The 18,062-nt window shown below is 68.6% G+C and carries 13 protein-coding genes and 1 pseudogene; 6 read left to right on the plus strand and 8 right to left on the minus strand.

Annotated features, from left to right (window positions below; all coding sequences use genetic code 11):
- Positions 1-50: 50 nt before the first annotated feature.
- The 3 genes from C7R54_RS16550 (at position 51) to sodC (ending at position 2,363) form a co-directional block, all read left to right on the plus strand.
- On the plus strand, positions 51-1,259 hold the full coding sequence (locus tag C7R54_RS16550; RefSeq protein WP_129151521.1) for a CaiB/BaiF CoA transferase family protein: 1,209 nt from the start codon (positions 51-53) through the stop codon (positions 1,257-1,259).
- 40 nt (positions 1,260-1,299) lie between these two features.
- Positions 1,300-1,677, plus strand: coding sequence for an oxalurate catabolism protein HpxZ (hpxZ, locus tag C7R54_RS16555; RefSeq protein WP_377813855.1), 378 nt, complete (start codon positions 1,300-1,302; stop codon positions 1,675-1,677).
- 188 nt (positions 1,678-1,865) lie between these two features.
- A complete protein-coding gene (gene sodC / locus C7R54_RS16560; RefSeq protein ID WP_240039568.1) occupies positions 1,866-2,363 on the plus strand; it encodes a superoxide dismutase [Cu-Zn] SodC in 498 nt (165 codons plus the stop codon).
- 79 nt (positions 2,364-2,442) lie between these two features.
- Here sodC and C7R54_RS16565 read toward each other — a convergent pair whose 3' ends face one another.
- The 5 genes from C7R54_RS16565 to C7R54_RS16585 all read right to left on the minus strand — a co-directional run bounded on the left by C7R54_RS16565 (position 2,443) and on the right by C7R54_RS16585 (position 10,696).
- Complete coding sequence (locus C7R54_RS16565) at positions 2,443-5,514, minus strand: mechanosensitive ion channel domain-containing protein (RefSeq protein WP_204524346.1); 3,072 nt, start codon at positions 5,512-5,514, stop codon at positions 2,443-2,445.
- A 472-nt stretch (positions 5,515-5,986) separates the two neighbouring features.
- Positions 5,987-7,213, minus strand: a complete 1,227-nt coding sequence (locus C7R54_RS16570) for a PQQ-dependent sugar dehydrogenase (protein WP_204524347.1) — start codon at positions 7,211-7,213, stop codon at positions 5,987-5,989.
- Positions 7,214-7,331: 118 nt separating this feature from the next.
- Positions 7,332-8,816 carry an FAD-containing oxidoreductase gene (locus tag C7R54_RS16575; RefSeq protein WP_129151523.1) on the minus strand — a complete coding sequence of 495 codons (1,485 nt, stop codon included), beginning with the start codon at positions 8,814-8,816 and terminating at the stop codon, positions 7,332-7,334.
- A gap of 263 nt (positions 8,817-9,079) precedes the next feature.
- Positions 9,080-9,490 (minus strand): organic hydroperoxide resistance protein, encoded by a 411-nt coding sequence (locus tag C7R54_RS16580; protein ID WP_129151524.1) that lies wholly within the window; start codon positions 9,488-9,490, stop codon positions 9,080-9,082.
- 234 nt (positions 9,491-9,724) lie between these two features.
- Complete coding sequence (locus C7R54_RS16585; RefSeq protein WP_129151525.1) at positions 9,725-10,696, minus strand: acyl-CoA thioesterase domain-containing protein; 972 nt, start codon at positions 10,694-10,696, stop codon at positions 9,725-9,727.
- Positions 10,697-11,002: 306 nt separating this feature from the next.
- Between C7R54_RS16585 and C7R54_RS16590 the strand changes: the two genes are divergently transcribed.
- Both C7R54_RS16590 and C7R54_RS16595 read left to right on the plus strand, forming a co-directional pair.
- Positions 11,003-12,505 carry an ABC transporter substrate-binding protein gene (locus C7R54_RS16590; protein ID WP_129151526.1) on the plus strand — a complete coding sequence of 501 codons (1,503 nt, stop codon included), beginning with the start codon at positions 11,003-11,005 and terminating at the stop codon, positions 12,503-12,505.
- 184 nt (positions 12,506-12,689) lie between these two features.
- Positions 12,690-14,507, plus strand: coding sequence for a gamma-glutamyltransferase family protein (locus C7R54_RS16595; protein WP_129151601.1), 1,818 nt, complete (start codon positions 12,690-12,692; stop codon positions 14,505-14,507).
- Positions 14,508-14,755: 248 nt separating this feature from the next.
- Here C7R54_RS16595 and C7R54_RS16600 read toward each other — a convergent pair whose 3' ends face one another.
- Positions 14,756-15,241, minus strand: a complete 486-nt coding sequence (locus C7R54_RS16600; RefSeq protein ID WP_129151527.1) for a PaaI family thioesterase — start codon at positions 15,239-15,241, stop codon at positions 14,756-14,758.
- A 302-nt stretch (positions 15,242-15,543) separates the two neighbouring features.
- Positions 15,544-16,035 (minus strand): annotated as a pseudogene (locus C7R54_RS16605) (TetR/AcrR family transcriptional regulator); the annotation flags it as partial.
- 465 nt (positions 16,036-16,500) lie between these two features.
- Between C7R54_RS16605 and C7R54_RS16610 the strand changes: the two are divergent.
- Positions 16,501-17,667: a porin gene (locus C7R54_RS16610; protein WP_129151528.1), complete on the plus strand. Its 1,167-nt coding sequence runs from the start codon at positions 16,501-16,503 to the stop codon at positions 17,665-17,667.
- On the opposite strand, the gene C7R54_RS28965 is transcribed toward C7R54_RS16610, so the two are convergent.
- Positions 17,664-17,846 (minus strand): hypothetical protein, encoded by a 183-nt coding sequence (locus tag C7R54_RS28965; RefSeq protein ID WP_129151529.1) that lies wholly within the window; start codon positions 17,844-17,846, stop codon positions 17,664-17,666. The genes C7R54_RS16610 and C7R54_RS28965 overlap by 4 nt on opposite strands.
- Positions 17,847-18,062 lie beyond the last annotated feature (216 nt).

An 18,062-nucleotide genomic window follows, 5' to 3' on the forward strand; every position in this document is an offset into this window, starting at 1 on the left:
ACCCGTCATCCGTCGAATTCGTACCGCATCATTCATTCAGGAAGTCCGTCATGACGTCTACCCCTCCCGTCTCCCTGCCCACGGTGGCCGGCGGCCCGCTGGCCGGCGTTCGCGTGCTGGATCTCAGCGCCTACATCGCCGGTCCGTACGGCTGCACGCTGCTGGCCGACCAGGGCGCCGAAGTCATCAAGATCGAGCCGCCCGCGGGCGATAACCTGCGCAAGTATCCGTCCACCCTGACCACGGAAAGCCGCGCCTTTCTCGGCGTGAACCGCAGCAAGCAAGGGCTGGCCCTGGACCTCAAGCAGGAGGCCGCGCGCGAAGTGCTGCGGGACCTGGTGCGCCAGGCCGACGTGCTGGTGCACAACTTCCGTCCCAGCGTGCCCGACCGCCTGGGCATCGGCTATGAGCAGTTGCGCGCCATCAACCCGCGCCTGATCTACTGTGCCGTGACGGGTTATGGCGAGACCGGACCGTTGAAGGAAAAGGCCGGCTACGACCAGGTGCTGCAGACCTTGACGGGCATGTGCACCTTGCAAGGCAAGAGCGAAGGGCCGCCGGAAATCCTCTACGGCTCCATCGTGGACTACTACGCGGCGGCCATGGTGGCGAGCAGCGTGGCGTCGGCCCTGTATGAACGCGAGCGCAGCGGCGAGGGCCAGTATGTGGGCGTTTCGCTGTTGCGCAGCGCGATGGCCCTGCAATCGGCGCGCCTGATCTGGGCCGAGGACGAGCCGCGCGACGTGGGGCGCGACATGCGCTCGGGCGGCATCACGGGGCTGCATCCGACGCGGGACGGGTATCTCTACATCTCCGCCAACACGCCGCATTTCTGGCAAGCCTTGTGCGAGAAGACCGGCCTGCAGGCGCTGGCCGCGAACGAGCGCTATGACAGCGTGCGCAAGCGTGCCCAGCATCGCGACGAAATCGTGCCGCGCCTGCACGAAGCCCTGGCGGCCCGCAGCGCCCTGGAGTGGGAGGCGCTGTTCGGCGAGGAGGTGCCTTGCGCCGCGGCGCGCGCCGTGGAGGACATGTTCGATTTCGAACAGGTCCGGTCCGAGGACCTGATCGCCGACTTCGAGCATCCGGTGGTGGGGCGCTATCGCGGCCTGCAAAAGCCGATCAAGTATGGCCGCACGCCTTGCGCCACCCCCTATGCCGCGCCGACCTTCGGCCAGCACACCGACCAGGTGCTGGCGCGCGCCGGTTTGTCGGCGCAGACCATCGCCGCCTTGCGCAAACAGGGAGCGGTGCTCTAACTTGCGCTTCCCGTCATCCTGAGCCAGGAGTCTTGTCCCCATGCTGGAAGTCAATAAACCGGCCGTCGTGGCCGCCGTCACCGAGCAGTTCGCACGCTATGAAAAAGCCCTGGTCGGCAACGATGTCGCCGTCCTGGACGAGCTCTTCTGGAATTCTCCGCTGACCTTGCGGTATGGCGCCGGCGAGAACCTCTACGGATACGACGCCATCCGGGACTTCCGCGCCGGCCGGTCGCCGGCCGGCCTGGACCGTACGGTCCTGCGCACCCACATCGTCACCTACGGCGACGACATGGCCACCACGCATATCGAATTCCGGCGTGTCGGGTCCGACCGTATCGGCCGGCAGACGCAGACGTGGATACGCACGGACGAAGGCTGGCGCGTGGTTTCCGCGCACGTAAGCGTCATGGCCTAGGAATGCCCCGCCTGGAGCCGCTCGCGCGGGCAGTATCTTGCCGAAAAATGGGAAGCGGGAATTTTCTCCTGGTATCGTGTATCCCGGCAGGTTAGGGTTCAGTGCTGTCAACTTCCGACCAGGAAAGGAGCGTCACGATGAGAGTCCCTTTTAGCGTCCCTTTGAGCGTCCCCTTATTCGTCGCCCTCATGGGCGTCTCCGTGGCCGGCGCCGCCACGGCGCAGACCACTACCGTGCAGATGTCCTTCGTCGACGCCAACGGCGTGCAAGGCTCGGCGGGCACCATCAAGGCCGAGCAGAACAAGTACGGTCTCCTGCTCACGCCGGACCTGCATGGCCTGCCGCCGGGCGTGCATGGCTTCCATGTCCACGCCAATCCGGCCTGCGGCGTGGGGCCGGTGGACGGGAAGCCGGCCCCGGGCGGCGCGGCGGGCGGTCACTGGGACCCGGACAAGACGGGCGCCCACAAGGGGCCCTATGACGACAGCGGCCACAAGGGCGACCTGCCGGCCCTGTACGTCGGCGCCGATGGCAAGGCGACCTACCCCGTCCTGGCGCCGCGCTTGAAACTGGCGGATCTCGGCGGGCATGCGCTGATGATCCACGCCGGCGGCGACAATCACAGCGATCATCCCGAGAAGCTGGGCGGGGGCGGGGCGCGCATCATCTGCGGCGTCGCCAAGTAGGCAGCCCCGCGTCCCGGACCGGCGGATTATTGCTGCCCGCCGGTTTGCGCGTGGCGGGCGCCACGCGCGCGGCGCGCCTTCAACCCCGCGTTTCCGGCGCCTTGCCGGATTCGGCGCGGGGCGGCGACCCGGCCGGGCCAGGCGTCTCCGCCGGGGCCTCATCCGCGGTCAACAGCAAGCTGGCGCGCGGGTTCGCGATGGCGATGCCCAGCTCGCGGAAGCGGTCGAGGATGCGCCGGTTCATTTCCCGCTGCACGCCCCAGCGGCCGGAGTCCTTGCAACGGATCTGGCCTGCCACGGTGACCATGGAGCCGTCCACCGCGTCCACGCCCCAGACTTCGATGTCGTTGAGGATGACGTTGCGGTAGATCGGGTCCTCGCGCATTTCCGCGCCCAGCTTCTTCAGCTCCGCGATCACTTGCTCGACGTCGGTGTCGTAGGCCACGCTCACGCGCACGGCGGCATTGCCCAGCCCGCGGTTGGTGTTGTTGACCGTCGATACGGAACTGAACGGCACGATATAGAGCGAGCCATCGCCGCCTCGCAGCCGTACGGTACGGATGGACAGGTATTCCACGCTGCCCGATACGCCGGCGACGGTCACCCAGTCCCCCACCTGCATCGCATTTTCCATCAACAGGAAAATTCCGGTGATGAAGTCCTGCACGAGTTTTTGCGAACCGAAGCCCACGGCCACGCCGATGATGCTGGCGCCGGCCAGCAGCGGCGTGGTGTTGATGCCGATCTCGTTCAAGGCGGTCAGGCCGACCACCAGCAAGACGGCGATCATCAGCAGCGTGCGCAGCATCGGCACCAGGGTGCGCAGCCGCGCCGCGCGTAGCAGGTCGCCTTGGTCCTTCCAGCGTTGCAGGCGCCGTTCGATGCTGTAGAGCACGGCTTCCCAGACCAGGATGGCGATGATGATGGATGCCACGATGGTCGCCAGCGCCGACGCGATGCTGCGGCCCAGCGTGCCGCGCGCGAACCAGTCCCATACGTCCGCCCCCCAGGCCTGCAGCAGCACGAGCACGGTGGCGATGAAGATCAGCACGCTCACCAGCCGCCGCACGATGGGAAAGTAGCGGCCGGCCAGCCGCTCCCGGGCCGCCCCGCGGCCCGCTTCGTCCTTGCCGTCGCCGTCCGTCTGGTGCTGTTCGAACAGGCGGCCCAGCGCGCCCAGCAGGAGCATGGCGGCCACGCGCCCTGCAATGATGATGCCGCCGCTGACCACGACGAAGTGCATCAGCTTGGGAAATCCGTCTTCCACCCCCAGGGCCCAGATCACCCAGAGGCCGGCCACCAGCACGATCGCGATGATGGCCCAGCTATGCGCCAGCCAGTACCGCGCCTGGGCCAGCGGTCCGGTCTGGCCCGGCGTGCCCGCCAGGATGCGCGCGACCGGACGGCGCATGCGCAGGATGAGGACGATCGCCAGGCAGTGCACGAGCAGGGAGATGCCCTTGAGCAGGATCATGCGCGCCTGCGGTCCCACGCCCAGGACCTGCGCCGCGTCGGCAAGCGCAAGGCCGAACAGCGCCAGCACGATGATACGGCGCAGGCCGTTCTGCAGGCGGTGCGAAACGGTATCGGATACGTGCAGGATGCGCAGGCCGTGGCCCACCGGCGAAACCAGCAGGCGCAGCACGGCCATGCTGATGCGGGTCGTCACATAGGCGTGGATGAAGCCGCTGACGGCTTCATGGACGCGCGCATCGTCGCCGTCCAGCCAGCGCAGCATCAAGCCGGCGGCGACGAAGAACAGCGCCAGCGGCAGCAGGTCCAGCACCAGCGACGCGATGGCGTAGGGCAGGTGGCGGATGGTGTGCCAGTGGCGACCGGCGTTGCGGTTGGCTCGTTCCGCGGTTTTGTCGCGGGTCCGCGTCGCATCGCTCGCGATGACGCCCGCGGCGCCGCCCGCCGCCACCGTATCGCTGCCTGTGGCCGGGATGCCGACCGTGGCGGCGCCCCGCGCCGGCAACGCGCCCGCGGCCCTTCCAGTGCCGACCGTCGGCGTGCCAATGGCCTTGTCTTCGCCTGGCGGGTGCCTGCGGGCGGCTTTACCATCTTCTGCCGCATCCGCCGCCGCGTCCCCCGCCGGCGCTTGCCCCGTCCTTGCGGCATCCTCGACGCTGGCGGCGTCGGGGGGCGCGGCGGCATCGTCCAGGGGAACGGGGACCGCCTCGACCCGCGCAATGCCGTCGCGCGTCGTCTGCACCAGGGCCACGCCGGGCGGCGCCGACCGCAAGCTCGCGTCTTCGGCCTCCTGCTGGCCGGACGCCTGTACGCGAGCGGCCTCTTCCCGCTGGCGCTCGGCCTCCAGGCGCTGCCGCTCCTGGTCGTGCCGCAGGCGTCGCTCGATGACGTCCTCCTCGTCCGCGTACTGGGCGAGCGCATGGCGCGGCTGGCGCAGCGCGCGTTGCAGCGCCCACTCCAGCAGCAAGCCGATCGCGAAGACGGCGAGCAGCGCGGTCAACACGTGTTGCAGCAGGCGATGGCCTTCCTCCGTGGACAGGTTGCGGTTGGCGACGGCCACCATCCCCGGCAGCGCTCTCATGCCTTCGCGGACCTCGGTCAATTGCGCACCGATACCGTCCACCCAGGCGGAGATGCTGCGCAGCATGCGCGCGGTCAGGCCATTGGCTTCCAGGGGAACGATGGTGGCGGCCGGGGGCTCGGCCGGCGCGGGCGCAGCGGCCGCGGGTGCCGACGTTGCCGTCGTTGCGGCGCCTGCGGCGGGCGTAGTGGTCGTAGTGGTCGTGGCGGGCGTGGCGGGCGCGGTGTCGGCGATGGCCTTGAGCGCCTGTATCGTCCTCGCCCTCGTGGCGTCGTCCTGCAATAACTGGAGGGCGCGCTGCGCATCGGCGGGCGTGATGCTGGCGGACGAGGGCGCAGCGCCCGCGGTTGCCGTGGCCGTTCCTGTTGCGTTCGCCGCCGCCGCGTTCGAATTCGCGGAGGACGCCGCCGCATGGCCCGCCGTGGGCGTCGCATGCAAGGCTCCCGGCATCAATCCGTTCATCGGTCCCGCCGCCTGCGCCAGCAGGGGGGCGCCGCCCAGGACGGCGATCGACAGGACCATCCGCCCGGCCGAGCGCGCCATGCGTGCGCGCAGGCTCGGGCGTCGGGTGGGGAGGACGATGGCGGGTGAGGTCATGGGGGGCATCCTTGGGCCGCGAGAGAAACGGAATGGAAAACGAAACGGAATAATTAACATGCGCGGTGAAATGGGGGAATGCCGCGACTGCGGCGTGGGGGGCCTTGCAGGGGCGGGCTGGCGCCGCTGCAGCGGAGGCTGCGCGCGATTCCCGCCGCTGCAGCGGCGCGCAAAAATGGCGCCAGCAAAAGGGCGCCACTGAGCAAGCCTCGTTCCCATGCGACCGGGGATGCCGCTGCGCCAGGAAATCCGTATTCGCGCCGGCGTACGGGCGTACGGGCGCCCTGTGCCTGCGCGCCGGCGCGTCCACCGCCTGCCGGTCCGATGTCTCCCCGGGGGGGGGGGGGGCGGGTGTCGCCGAGTTCGCCTGTGTCCGACCTGCCGCCGCCACGCGGATAGCCGCGATCCGGCAGGCGGCGAGCGTGCGGGCGCGATAGGCGGGCTCACTGCCCGCGTGCCCCGAGCGGCGCGATCACTGCTCCTGCGCCGGCGTGAGCCGCAGCAGCCGCCCCTCGCTGCTGTCCTCCAGCAGCCACAGGGCGCCGTCCGGCCCTTCGGCGACGGCCCGGATGCGGGCCCCCATGTTCCAGCGGTTCGCCTCGCGCGCGCCGCCTTGCCCGTCGAAGGCCACGCGCACCAGGGCCTGCGCGCGCAGGGCGCCGATAAACGCCGATCCCCGCCATTGGGGGAACATGTCTCCACGGTAGAAGATCATGCCCGCCGGCGCGATGACCGGCGTCCAGTACAACACCGGTTCCTGGAATTCCGGATGGGTGGGTGGGCGCGGGATGGGCGTGCCGTTGTAGTTGTCGCCGTAGGAGACCACCGGCCATCCATGGTTCTTACCCGGCGCTTCCACGCTGAGCTTGTCGCCGCCCATGGGGCCCATTTCGTGCAGCCACAGGCGACCATCGGGCGCATAGGCCAGGCCGTAGGGATTGCGATGGCCCATGGTCCACATCAGCGCTCGCGCACCGCCCGCCTCGGCCCAGGGATTGTCGGGCGGCGTGCCGCCATCCGGGAACATGCGCAGCACCTTGCCCAGGGGTAGATCGTTGTCCTGCGCGGTCTCCGGGCGCATGCGGTCGCCCGAGGTCAGGAACAGATAGCGGCCGTCGGGCGAGAAGGCGATGATGCCGCCGGGTTGTCCGCCCTTGCCGCCGCCGCGCGGGTTGCCGTCGGGCGTTGCGCGCCAGATGACGCGCAGGTCGCGCAGGGCCGCGCCATCCAGGTCCAGGCGCGCGCGCGCCAGCGCCAGGTTGGCGCCCGTGCCTGCCTCGACGTACGTCAGGTAGATCGCCTGGTCGTCGCGCCATGCCGGACTCAGCGCCACATCCAGCAGGCCGTTCTGGCCGCTATAGGTCACGGCCGGCACGCCCGCGATCCGCCGCTTCGCGCCTTGCGCGGTCACCACGTACAGCTGGCCGGTCTTCTCCGTGACCAGCATGCGGCCGTCGGGCAGGAAGGCGAGGGCCCACGGCAGGTCGAAGGTCGCCACGGACCGCACCGTGAAGGGATGGCTCTTGTCGTAGGGACGGCTGCCTTCATTGCGCGGCGGCGCGGCAAGGCTGGCGGCGCACAGCGTTGCGACCAGGAGGGCCGCCCCGGCCAGGCGCCGGCGCCACCGCGCGCCGGGCGGCTGACGAGGCGAGAGCGGTGCGGGAGGTCGGGGAAGGCGGGAAGGGGCTGGCAGCGGCAAGGCAGGCTCCTGGAAATCGCGGGTAATACGGGGGCAAGGACAGGGCAAGGACGGCGCAAGGACGGGGCAAGACGGGGCAGGGCGGGGACAAGGCCGGCCGCGGACTGCCTCGGCCCTGTCACGCCAGCGGCTTGAGATCGCCCAGCACCGTGGGAATCAACTCCGAGACCGTGGGATGTATGTGCATCGTGTCCCGCAGGGTGGTGTACGGCTCGCCGGCGGACATGGTGTCGATCAGGCCGTGCACGGCTTCGTCGCCACCCGTGCCCAGGATCGCCGCGCCGAGCAGCCGCCGGCTCTCGGCGTCGACGATCACTTTCATGCAACCCTGGGTCTCGCCTTTTTCCACCGCCCGGCCGACACGCGTCATGGGCCGGACGCCCACCAGCGCAGGCTTGCCGGTGCGCCGGACCTGCGCCTCGGTCAGCCCGACACGCCCCAGTGGCGGGTCGATGTACAGGGCATAGACGGGAATGCGGTCGCTCACTCGGCGGGTCTGGCCATCGAGCAGGTTGGCGGCGACGATTTCGTAGTCGTTGTAGGCGGTGTGCGTGAATGCGCCCCGGCCGTTGCAGTCGCCCAGGGCCCAGACGCCGGGCACGCTGGTGCACAGGCTGTCGTCGACTTCGATATAGCCGCGCGCGTCCGTGGCGATGCCGGCGGCATCCAGGCCCAGGTCGTCGGTATTGGGCCGACGGCCGGTGGCGACCAGCACGTGCGTCGCCCGCACGGGCGCCTGGCCGGCATGGGTGTATACGTCGATCTCGTCCGAAGACCCCTGGGTCGCCAATGGCTGCCCGGCGCCTTGGTGTCCTTGCTGGCTTCCGGACCCTTGCGCCCCTGGCGCGGGCGCGAAGGCGATGGCATCCGCGTCGAGACGCATCCCTATGCCCTCGCGCGCCAGGATGCCGCGTATCGCTTCGGAAATGTCCTCGTCCTCGCGCGCGATCAGCCGCGGACCTCTTTCCACCAGCGTGACCTCGCTGCCGAAGCGGCGATACATCTGCGCGAACTCCAGGCCGATATAGCTGCCGCCGATGACGACGAGGTGGCGCGGCAGGACGTCAAGGGCACGCATGCCGACATTGGTCAGGATGCGCACGCGGTCCACGCCCGGCAGGTCGGGAACGAGGGCGCGGGCGCCGCTGTTGATGAAAATCCGCCCGGCCGTCAGCCGGTGCCCATCGACTTCCACGTCGTGGGGGCCGGTGAATCGCGCATGGCCCTGGTAGACCGTGCAGTTGGCCATCCCGCGCAGCCAGTTCTCGACACCTGTTCGCGCATCGCTGGATACCTTGTCCGCGCGTGCCTTGACGCGCGCGATGTCCACGCCTACCGGTCCCTCCAGCGCCACGCCGTAGTCGGCCGCGCGGCGCGCCAGGTGGGCGGCGTAGGCGCTGGCCACCAGGGTCTTGGTGGGCATGCAGCCGGTATTGACGCAGGTGCCGCCGAACTGCTTGCGCTCTATCATCGCCACCCGCATGCCGGCGTCGCTCAGGCGTCCGGCCAACGAGGGACCGGCCTGGCCCGCGCCGATGATGATGGCATCGTAGTGTTGCGTTCCAGCCTTGTCGCTTGGGCCGAGGACTGACGGGCTAACCATGGCGCGCCTCCGAGGAAGGATCAGTGACGTCGTCGTGCGCCCGGCCGCGCGGAAATCGCGCCGGGGTCGATCAACTGCGGGGTCGATCAACTGTATACGCAGATCCTGTTCGATGTAACCCCGCCTTAGGGATCAACCGATACGTGCGGATCGCCGGCGGCGGCACCCCCAAGGCGGCCGTTTCCCAGGGGGAACGGGCGGCATCGCAGTTGTCCGGATGGCGTGCGCGGCATCGTTCCCGGTGACCCGGGGGCGATGGCTGGTCAGACGAGATTCAGCTCGACGCCGATGTTGTCGCGGGTTGCCTTGGAGTACGGGCAGATCTGGTGCGCGGTCTCGATCAAGGCCTGGGCCAGTTCGCGGTCCAGGCCCGGCAGGCTGACGTTCAGTCGGGCCTGCAGGAAAAAGGCGCCGTCGGTATTGGCCAGGTCGACTTCGGCATCGACGGCCGTATCGGCGGGCAGCTTCACCTGCCGGGCGGCGGCAGCCCGGCCCATGGCGCCGATGAAGCAGGCGGACCAGCCGGCGGCGAAGAGTTGCTCGGGATTGGTGCCGGCGCCATGGGAGCCCGGTGGGGAAAGCTGCACGTCGAGCTTGCCGTCGCTGCTGCGGGCCGCGCCGTCGCGGCCGCCGGTAGTGTGGGTCTTGCCGGTATAGAGCACTTGGGTGGTCATGGTGGCTACTCTGCGATAAAGGGTTGGACGAGTGTCGCGCCTGCCGGCCGCGGGCCTTGCGCGGCGCCGACGAAGCGCATTTGACCGGCCCCATGTATCTCGCCTGTTTGCCGGACCCGGGCGTTTTGTATCGCTGTGTCAGCGACGCGCGCCATGAATACATGGCGGTACAAAGCCCGCCCGTCCCGGACGGCGTCCCTATCTTGTGACGCCCCGCCAGTTCTGTGGCGCCCGTCAGTTCCGCCCCGTGTCGCCCTTGCGCAGCGAATGGGTCGTCAGCACCTCCAGCACCCGCCGCCGCTCGACGCCGGTAATTTCCGTGCGCACCACCGCCGTGGTGCGGCCACGGTGCATGACGCGGGAGCGGGCGCGCAGTTGTTCTCCTTCGCCCGGGCTGACGAAGCCCGCGGTCACGCTGCCGACCGGCCAGTCGCCCGGCAGGGCGGCCTGCGCCGTCGCCTGGGCGAAGGCCAGCAGGACGCCGCCCTGCACATGGCCGACCCGGTTGCCCAGGTGGGCGCCATTGCGCAGCGTGCCGCTGGCGCCCTGCGCGGACGTCCGCGTGCGGAAACCCCAGAAGGCTTCCGAAAAATTCTCGATGCCGCCCGCGTGCAGGGCCTTGAGCGCCTGGGCATAGATGGCGGCGTCGCCTTCGTCCAGGCCGCCGGGCTCGGGCAGCGCCACGCCGGCCCAGTCCGCATCGGCCGGCAAGTCGATCGCGCGCAACACCGGCGCGCGGGTGCCGGCGGGCAGGTCCAGCACCATGAAGGTCCCGCTGCCCAGGGCGATTTCGCGCTCGCCGCTGCGTATGCTGACGCTGGCGATGGCCTGCTGCCCGGCCGTATCGCGCAGGAAACCATGGAAATGGCTCACCGCCCGCAAGGGGCCCTCGCAGGCGGCGCCGGTCAGTTGCAGTTGCAGATTGACGGTGGCCAGCCGGGTGTCCCGCTGCAAGGCCGCGCGGATGCTGGCGGCCAGCGCCAGGTCGGCCAGCACGTTCAGCCCGACCGGGTCGGCGCCGCCGTCCGCGCGCAGCGGCGCGCCCTTGATCGTGGTGATGCTGCCCGCCGGCGCCACATGGTCGAAGGACACCGCAAGGAAGTTGCCGGGGAAATGGAAACCTTGCTCCCGTCCCAGGTGGATGGCATGCAGCACGCGGCGCAGGATGGGATGGTCGGCGGGGCGGGAGGAGGCGAGGGCGGTCATGGACAGCGAAGCAACGGGGGCGACGGATGAGCGATGGAGGGGCGATTATCCAACGGGCGGCGCCGGCGCGCCATGGCGGACGCCGTGGCGCGGCCATGCCGTGGCCACATGTTGGCTACGCGTTGGCTACACGTAGGCCGCGGCATGGCCGTCGGCCGGCCTTATGACGCCAGGCGATAAAAGTTCAGGTCCGATATATCGGCCTCCGATACAATCCCCCGCAAGTCGCCCGGCCGGCATGGCCCGGCAAGCCGGCGCGCGGGGATCTTGCGCGTACCGCCGGCATCGCTCTCCAGGAGAATCATCATGCGTAAACTCTGCGTGGCCGTGGCGCTTGCCGGCCTGTTCGCCAGCGGCGCCGCCGTGGCTCAATCGACCCTGCGCATCGGCCTGCAGGACGATCCCGACGTGCTGGACCCGGTGCGGGCCCGTACCTTCGTCGGCCGCATCGTGTTCGCATCGTTGTGCGACAAGCTGGTCGATATCACGCCCGACCTGAAGATCGTGCCGCAGCTGGCCGAATCCTGGTCGAACAGCGCTGACGGCAAGACCCTGACCATGAAGCTGCGCAAGGGCGCCGTCTACCATGACGGCACGCCCATCGATGCCGCCTCGGTCAAGGCCAACCTGGATCGCGGCCGCACCTTGCCCGACAGCAACCGCAAGAGCGAGCTGGCCACGGTGGCCAGCATCGACGCGCCCGATGCGCAGACCGTGGTGATCCACCTGACCGAGCCCGACGCGTCGCTGCTGTCGCAGTTGTCGGATCGCGCGGGCATGATGATGTCGCCGGCTTCCTTCGACAAGGACCCGGGCGCCAAGCCGGTCTGTTCCGGTCCCTACCGCTTCAAGGAGCGCGTGCAGAACGACCGCATCGTGCTGGAGAAATTCCCCCAGTACTGGGACGCCGCCGACTATCACTTCGACCGCGTGGTCTTCACGCCCATCCCGGACACTACCGTGCGCGTGAACAACCTGCGCGCGGGCGACCTCGACATCATCGAACGCATGGCGCCCTCGGACGTCAAGGCCGTGAAGGATGACAAGAACCTGGTGCTGGCGCCGGTCGTGGGCCTGGGCTATCAGTCGTTCTCGATCAACCTGGCCAACGGCGCGCGCGCCAACCAGCCCGCCGGCAAGGACAAGCGCGTGCGCCAGGCGCTGGACCTGGCCATCGACCGCGACGCCATCAACGAGGTGGTCGGCGAAGGCATGTTCCAGCCGGCTTTCCAGGGCTTCCCGCCCGCCAGCTTCGCCTACGACAAGAAGTTCGAGCGCAAGGGCCGCGACGTGAACAAGGCCAAGGAACTGCTGAAGGCGGCCGGCTACGACCGCGTGAAGCTGGAAATCACCTACGGCAACAACACCACCAACCAGCAGATCTACGAACTGATCCAGGCCATGGGCGCGGAGGCGGGCTTCGATATCTCGCTCAAGCCGGTGGAGTTCGCATCGCTGCAATCCGCGCTGGCGCGCGGCGATTTCGAGGCCGGCCAAAGCGGTTGGTCGGGTCGCGTCGATCCCAGCGGCAACATCTTCCAATACGTCTCGACCAAGGGCAACCTGAACGATGGCCGCTACAGCAACGCCCAGGTGGACAAGCTGCTGACCGAGGCCCGCGCCGAATTCGATCCGGCCAAGCGCAAGGTCCTGTACGGCCAGGCTCAGGAAATCCTGCGCGACGAAGACCCCATCATCTACCTGTACTACCTGCCGTGGACCTTCGCCCACAAGAAGAAGGTGCAGGGCTTCGTGGCGTATCCCGATGGCCTGATCCGCCTGAAGGGCGTGACGATGGCCGCGAAGTAATCGCCTTCGGGTCCGCGCGGTCCTTACCGACGTGGTCCCTGGGCATGGTCAGGCCGGGGGGCGTCCTGCTTGCCGGAGGGGCGCGCGGCGCGGGTCCTGATGCGGTCGCTTCGGCGCCGGGCCTCCCCGGTCCCTCTCTCATTCCGATCCGGCGCGCGTGCCGCGCCGAAGGTGGACCGCCATGATGTTTACCACCCGTCCTGAAATCCTCGGCACGTTCGGCGTCGTCACGTCGACGCACTACCTGGCCACCGCCGCCGGCATGGCGATGCTGGAACGCGGCGGCAACGCCTTCGACGCCTGTGTCGCCACGGCCTTCGTGCTGCAGGTGGTCGAGCCTCACCTGGTCGGCCCCGCGGGCGAGGTGCCCGGCGTGTTCTATTCCGCAAAGACCGGCAAGATCCAGGTCTTGTGCGGCCAGGGCGTGGCGCCGGCCGCCGCCACCATCGCGCATTTCCGCGCCCTGGGCCTGGACCTGATTCCCGGCAATGGCCTGCTGCCCGCCGTGGTGCCGGGCGCTTTCGACGCCTGGATGCTGATGCTGCGCGACCACGGCACCATGCGCCTGCGCGATGTGCTGGAACCGGCCATCTTCCATGCCGAAAGCGGCCATGCCCTGATGCCGCGCATCTCCAATACCATCGCCGGCCTGAAGGATTTCTTCGAGACCCACTGGCCTTCCACGGCGGAAATCTACCTGCCTGGTGGACAGGTGCCCGCCGCGCGCAAGCTCTTCCGCAACCCGCGGCTGGCGCAGACCTGGCGCCGCGTGCTGGCGCAGGCGGAAGCCGTCGGCGGCGATCGCGACCGCCAGATCCAGGCGGCGCGCGACGCCTTCTACCGGGGCTTCGTGGCCGACGCCATCGACCGTTATTCCCGCCAGGCCGAAGTCATGGACGCCAGCGGCCGGCCCCATCGCGGCATCCTCACGGGCGATGACCTGGCGCGCTGGTCGGCCAGCTACGAAGATCCCGTCACCTTGGACTACGGCGGGGGCGAGCATCGCTATACGGTCGCCAAGGCGGGCGCCTGGAGCCAGGGCCCGGTTTTCCTGCAGACGCTGGCCTTGCTCAAGCATGCGGACCTGGCCGCCGAGGGTCCGAACAGCGCGGCCTTCGTCCACCGGCTGACCGAGGCGATGAAGCTTGCCTTCGCCGATCGCGAGGCCTACTACGGCGATCCGGATTTCGTCGACGTGCCGTTGGCGCAGCTGTTGTCCGAGGCATACAACGGACCGCGCCGTGCCCTGATCGGCGAGCGCGCGTCGCTGGACCTGTCGCCCGGCACGGTGCCGGGCTACGAGGCGCAACGGGCGCGGGTCATGGATACCTTGAACCGCCTGTCGCGCGTCACGGAGATCGGCGCTGCCGGCAACGAGCCGACGCTGGCGGAGATGCGCGCCGCCGGGACGGTCAAGCGCGGCGACACGACCCATGTGGATGTGATCGATCGCTGGGGCAACATGGTGTCGTGCACGCCGTCGGGCGGCTGGTTCCAGTCGTCGCCGGTCATCCCCGAACTGGGGTTCGGCCTGACCACGCGGGCCCAGATGTTCTGGCTGGAAGAGGGTCTGCCCGGCACATTGGCGCCCGGCAAGCGGCCGCGCACCACGCTGACGCCCACGCTGGCCCTGCGCGATGGCCGGCCGTACATGGTGTTCGGCACGCCCGGTGGCGACCAGCAGGAGCAATGGCAGCTGCTGCTGTTCCTGCGCCACGTGCACCATGGCTTGAACTTGCAGGAAGCCATCGACATGCCGATGTCCCATACCCTCCATTTCCCCAGCTCGTTCTACCCGCGCGATCGCAAGCCGGGCCACCTGGCGCTGGAGGAGAGCTTCGGCCGCGAAGTGATAGACGGCCTGCGCGCCCGCGGGCATGCCATCGAGGAAGTGCCGGCCTGGTCAGTCGGCCGCTTGACGGCCGCGTCCCTGGACGAGGACGGCATCATGCACGCCGCCGCGACGCCGCGCCTGATGCAGGCCTACGCCGCGGGTCGCTGAGACCGCGAGGGGCTCCCGGGCCAAGCCTGCGCTGGCTCACGGGTCTGCGGTCTGTGGCCTAGGCCCCAGGGCCTCCGGCCCCGGCCCCCAGCCCCCAGCCCCCAGCCCCCAGCCCCAGCCCCAGCCCCAGCCCCAGCCCCAGCCCCAGCCCCGGGCCCAAGGACCCCGGACCCCGGACCCCGGACCCCGGACCCCGGACCCAGGACCCAGGACCCAGGACCCAGGACCCAGGACCCGGGCCCACGCCGTTACGGTTCACGCCGCGACCCGTCGTGTCGGGGCGGCCGTGCCCGCGTCATTTCACCCGGCGGGCAAGCCCAGGTGCTGACCACCTGGGCCACCGGGTCGCCGCCGCGCGGCGACAGCAGGACTTCGCCGGCGCACAGCCTGCCGGTCTTCAGCAGCCGGGCGTCGGCAAGGACCTCGCCGCCCGGACACCCGCGCAGAAAGTTGATGGTCAGGCTGGCGGTCACCGCGCGGCTGTTGCCGGTGGCTCCCACCACCGCCGCATACAGCGCGACATCGGCCAGCGCCATCAGCATCGGGCCGGCCACGATACCGCCCAAACGCTGGTGCGTCGGATTCTCCGGCAGGACGGCGCGCGCCGTCCCGTGGCCGATCGCCTCGATGCGGATGCCCAGCACCTCGGAAAAAGGATGGTGCGACGCCATCAACTGAAGGAAGTCCGGCAGGGCGATGGCGGCGGGGCGATCCGTGGCGGGCGCAGGGTTCATAAGGATTTCTCCAGGGTGCGGCAATAGTCGTCGAGCAAGGCTTCAGGCGTCCGCGCCCATGGCGCGGTGGAAGCCGGCGTGGCGGAACCGGCGGAAGAAACCGCCCCCGCGTAAGAGACCGGAGCGATGGAACGGTGAGAGCCAGCCGAACCGGCGGAGCCAGGCGACCTGGCCGGACTGGCCGAACCGGCTGGACTGGCTGGACTGGCGGAACTGGCGGAACTGGCGGAACTGGCGGGTGTCGGCGCAGCGTGCCCCGCTGGCGAAGCGCCCGCGGGCGCTTCCTCCGGTGGCAGGGACGCGAGCGACCGCAGCCGCCCGGTATGCCGCAGCAACAACAGGCCGCTCAAATAGGTGAACATCTGCACGCGGCCCAGGGCGACGTCCGCGCCGGGCCGTGTCCGCGCCAGCCCGTCGCCCAGGAGCGCCACGCACGCCGCCAGGCGCGTATTCAGGCCGCGGTCCAGTTCCGCCCCCAGCCCGCGCGGCGCCAATCCCTGGAAAAGATAGAAGCCCAGCGACAGTTCGGCCGGCCGGGCGCCGTAATAGTCATAAAACGCCCATGCCACCGCGCGCGCGGCCCCGGCGTCCGGCGCGCTGGCCAGCGCCTGGGCAAGATGGCCGCGCAGCGTATCCAGCGATGCCTCCAGCAAGGCCGCATACAAGGCTTCCTTGCTGCCGAACCAGGGATAGATCGCGCCGGTGGTGCAACCGGCCTCCCGCGCAATGGCGCGCAGGCTGGCCTGGGCCAGCCCTTCGCGTGCGAAAACCCGCTGCGCCGCCTCCAGGATCAAGGCGCGCCGGGCGGCCGCCACCCGTTCAGCATGGCTGGATCGAGCACCTTCGGATTGCAGGGCGGGTCCGGGAGGTAATTCGGGCATAGGACGGGGCGGGAGGGGGGCGGGGCGCCTCAAGGATGCGTTGCGAGAAAATGACGCCGAAATCAAGAAATAACAGCGTTATGTTGCAACGCCAGCGCGGAACACGTCAAATGGCTTCCGCAGGTTGCGTAGCAATTGATCAGCTCGTACCAGAGCGTGACAAGGGTTTGCCCGGGGGCATGTAACCTGACGGCATGTTGTTGTTGTATGTACCCAACACGGTGTCGTGCAAACCCGTCGTTTTTAGGGGGTGAGCGTAGCCAGCCCCCCGGATTTTTGATGCAATAGCGTCAACTTCCCTTCGCGGAGTTAGGGGGGCGGCAGGCTGGTTTGCTGGATTGCTGCTCTTGTCACTCAAATCAACGGAGATTTCTTCAAATGAAAAAGACTCTGCTCGCTGCCGCCCTGCTCGCCGGTTTTGCCGGTGCTGCTCAGGCAGAAACGTCGGTGACCCTGTACGGGATCCTCGACACCGGTATTGGCTACCAACAAATCAAGGGTCTGAACGGCGCCGATAAGTCCTCCAAGTTCGGCTTGGCCAATGGCGTGCAAAACGGCTCCCGTTGGGGTCTGCGTGGTAGCGAAGACCTGGGTGACGGCCTGCGCGCTGTGTTCAACCTGGAATCGGGCTTCAGCTCGGCTGACGGCCAATCGGCCCAAGGCAGCCGCCTGTTCGGTCGTCAAGCCACCGTCGGTCTGGCCAGCAACTCCTGGGGCCAACTGGACTTCGGTCGCCAAACCAACGTCGCTTCGAAGTTCTTCGGCTCGATCGATCCGTTCGCTGAAGGCTTCAACATGGCCAACATCGGTACGGCTTTCAGCTCGTCGAACACCACCCGTTACGACAACCTGATCCTGTATCAAACCCCCGTGTTCAGCGGCTTCCAGGCTGGCGTCGGCTACTCGTTCAACGTGGACGATACCAACACCGCCCAGACCGGCTTCGAAACCGATCGCAACCAACGTGGCATCACCACCGGTGTGCGTTACGTCAACGGCCCGATCAACATCGCCGCCGCCTACGACCAGCTGAACCGTTCGAACGGCGTGGCTGATAGCGCCACCAACGGCACCGGCGACAAGATCCGCGCCTGGTTGGTCGGTGGTTCGTACGACTTCGAAGTTGTGAAGCTGTCCTTGGCCTACGGTCAAACCCGCGACGGCTGGATCCAGGCCTCGTCGGTCTTCGGTCCCTTCTCCGGCACCTCGCTGGACAGCAGCCGCTCGCTGCCGGGCAACCTGACCACCAACGCCTATCGTGACGGCCTGAAGGTCAACTCGTACATGGTCGGCCTGTCGGCCCCGATCGGCGGCGCCACCAGCGTCTTCGGTTCGTGGCTGCGCATGGACCCGAACAGCGACAAGTACTACCTGGCTGCCGACAACGGCAACGACAAGACCACCAACGTGTACTCGATCGGCGCGACCTACGACCTGTCGAAGCGCACCAACCTGTACGGTGTGGTTTCGTACGCTCAGGACTACGCCTTCGTGGACGGCCTGAAGTCGACCATGGCGGTTGTCGGTATCCGTCACCGCTTCTAATCGAACGCAAGACGGGCAACCGTCCTTGTTCGAGGCGCGCCGGCCTGCCGGCGCGCCAGGAAATGCCAGGCAGCGTGCAAGCGCTGCCTTTGAAAGCCATCCTCGCGGATGGCTTTTTTATTGCCTTTTTCCTTTCCTGATTTTTCCCTGGCAGTATTCGCCGATTCATTCCCCGCCATATCCTCGCCGCATTTATCCGGGCGCTTTGCGACGCCCGTCCGCTGTGAACCACGCGGCGCGGTACAATGCCCGCGCTACAAGATACGCAGCGGGGGCAGCGGTTTTGCAGCGTCGTGGCTGGCTCTCGCTCTTATATAAGACGAGCTACAGAGTTCAGCCGGAAGTAACGGTCAAAATGCTACAATCCAAAGGTTTGTGCATATGACGGACGCGCC

Source organism: Achromobacter aloeverae, from assembly GCF_004121055.1.
Taxonomy (GTDB): domain Bacteria; phylum Pseudomonadota; class Gammaproteobacteria; order Burkholderiales; family Burkholderiaceae_B; genus Bordetella_C; species Bordetella_C aloeverae.

What these genes read in the sequence shown, in the direction of transcription:
- C7R54_RS16580 (WP_129151524.1), bottom strand. Translation starts at nt 9,490, where the DNA reads ATGACCACCCAAGTGCTCTATACCGGCAAGACCCACACTACCGGCGGC.
- C7R54_RS16610 (WP_129151528.1), top strand. Translation starts at nt 16,501, where the DNA reads ATGAAAAAGACTCTGCTCGCTGCCGCCCTGCTCGCCGGTTTTGCCGGT.
- C7R54_RS16590 (WP_129151526.1), top strand. Translation starts at nt 11,003, where the DNA reads ATGCGTAAACTCTGCGTGGCCGTGGCGCTTGCCGGCCTGTTCGCCAGC.
- C7R54_RS16585 (WP_129151525.1), bottom strand. Translation starts at nt 10,696, where the DNA reads ATGACCGCCCTCGCCTCCTCCCGCCCCGCCGACCATCCCATCCTGCGC.
- C7R54_RS16575 (WP_129151523.1), bottom strand. Translation starts at nt 8,816, where the DNA reads ATGGTTAGCCCGTCAGTCCTCGGCCCAAGCGACAAGGCTGGAACGCAA.
- C7R54_RS16565 (WP_204524346.1), bottom strand. Translation starts at nt 5,514, where the DNA reads ATGACCTCACCCGCCATCGTCCTCCCCACCCGACGCCCGAGCCTGCGC.
- C7R54_RS16550 (WP_129151521.1), top strand. Translation starts at nt 51, where the DNA reads ATGACGTCTACCCCTCCCGTCTCCCTGCCCACGGTGGCCGGCGGCCCG.
- C7R54_RS28965 (WP_129151529.1), bottom strand. Translation starts at nt 17,846, where the DNA reads ATGGCGGGGAATGAATCGGCGAATACTGCCAGGGAAAAATCAGGAAAG.
- C7R54_RS16600 (WP_129151527.1), bottom strand. Translation starts at nt 15,241, where the DNA reads ATGAACCCTGCGCCCGCCACGGATCGCCCCGCCGCCATCGCCCTGCCG.
- C7R54_RS16595 (WP_129151601.1), top strand. Translation starts at nt 12,690, where the DNA reads ATGTTTACCACCCGTCCTGAAATCCTCGGCACGTTCGGCGTCGTCACG.
- hpxZ (WP_377813855.1), top strand. Translation starts at nt 1,300, where the DNA reads ATGCTGGAAGTCAATAAACCGGCCGTCGTGGCCGCCGTCACCGAGCAG.
- sodC (WP_240039568.1), top strand. Translation starts at nt 1,866, where the DNA reads ATGGGCGTCTCCGTGGCCGGCGCCGCCACGGCGCAGACCACTACCGTG.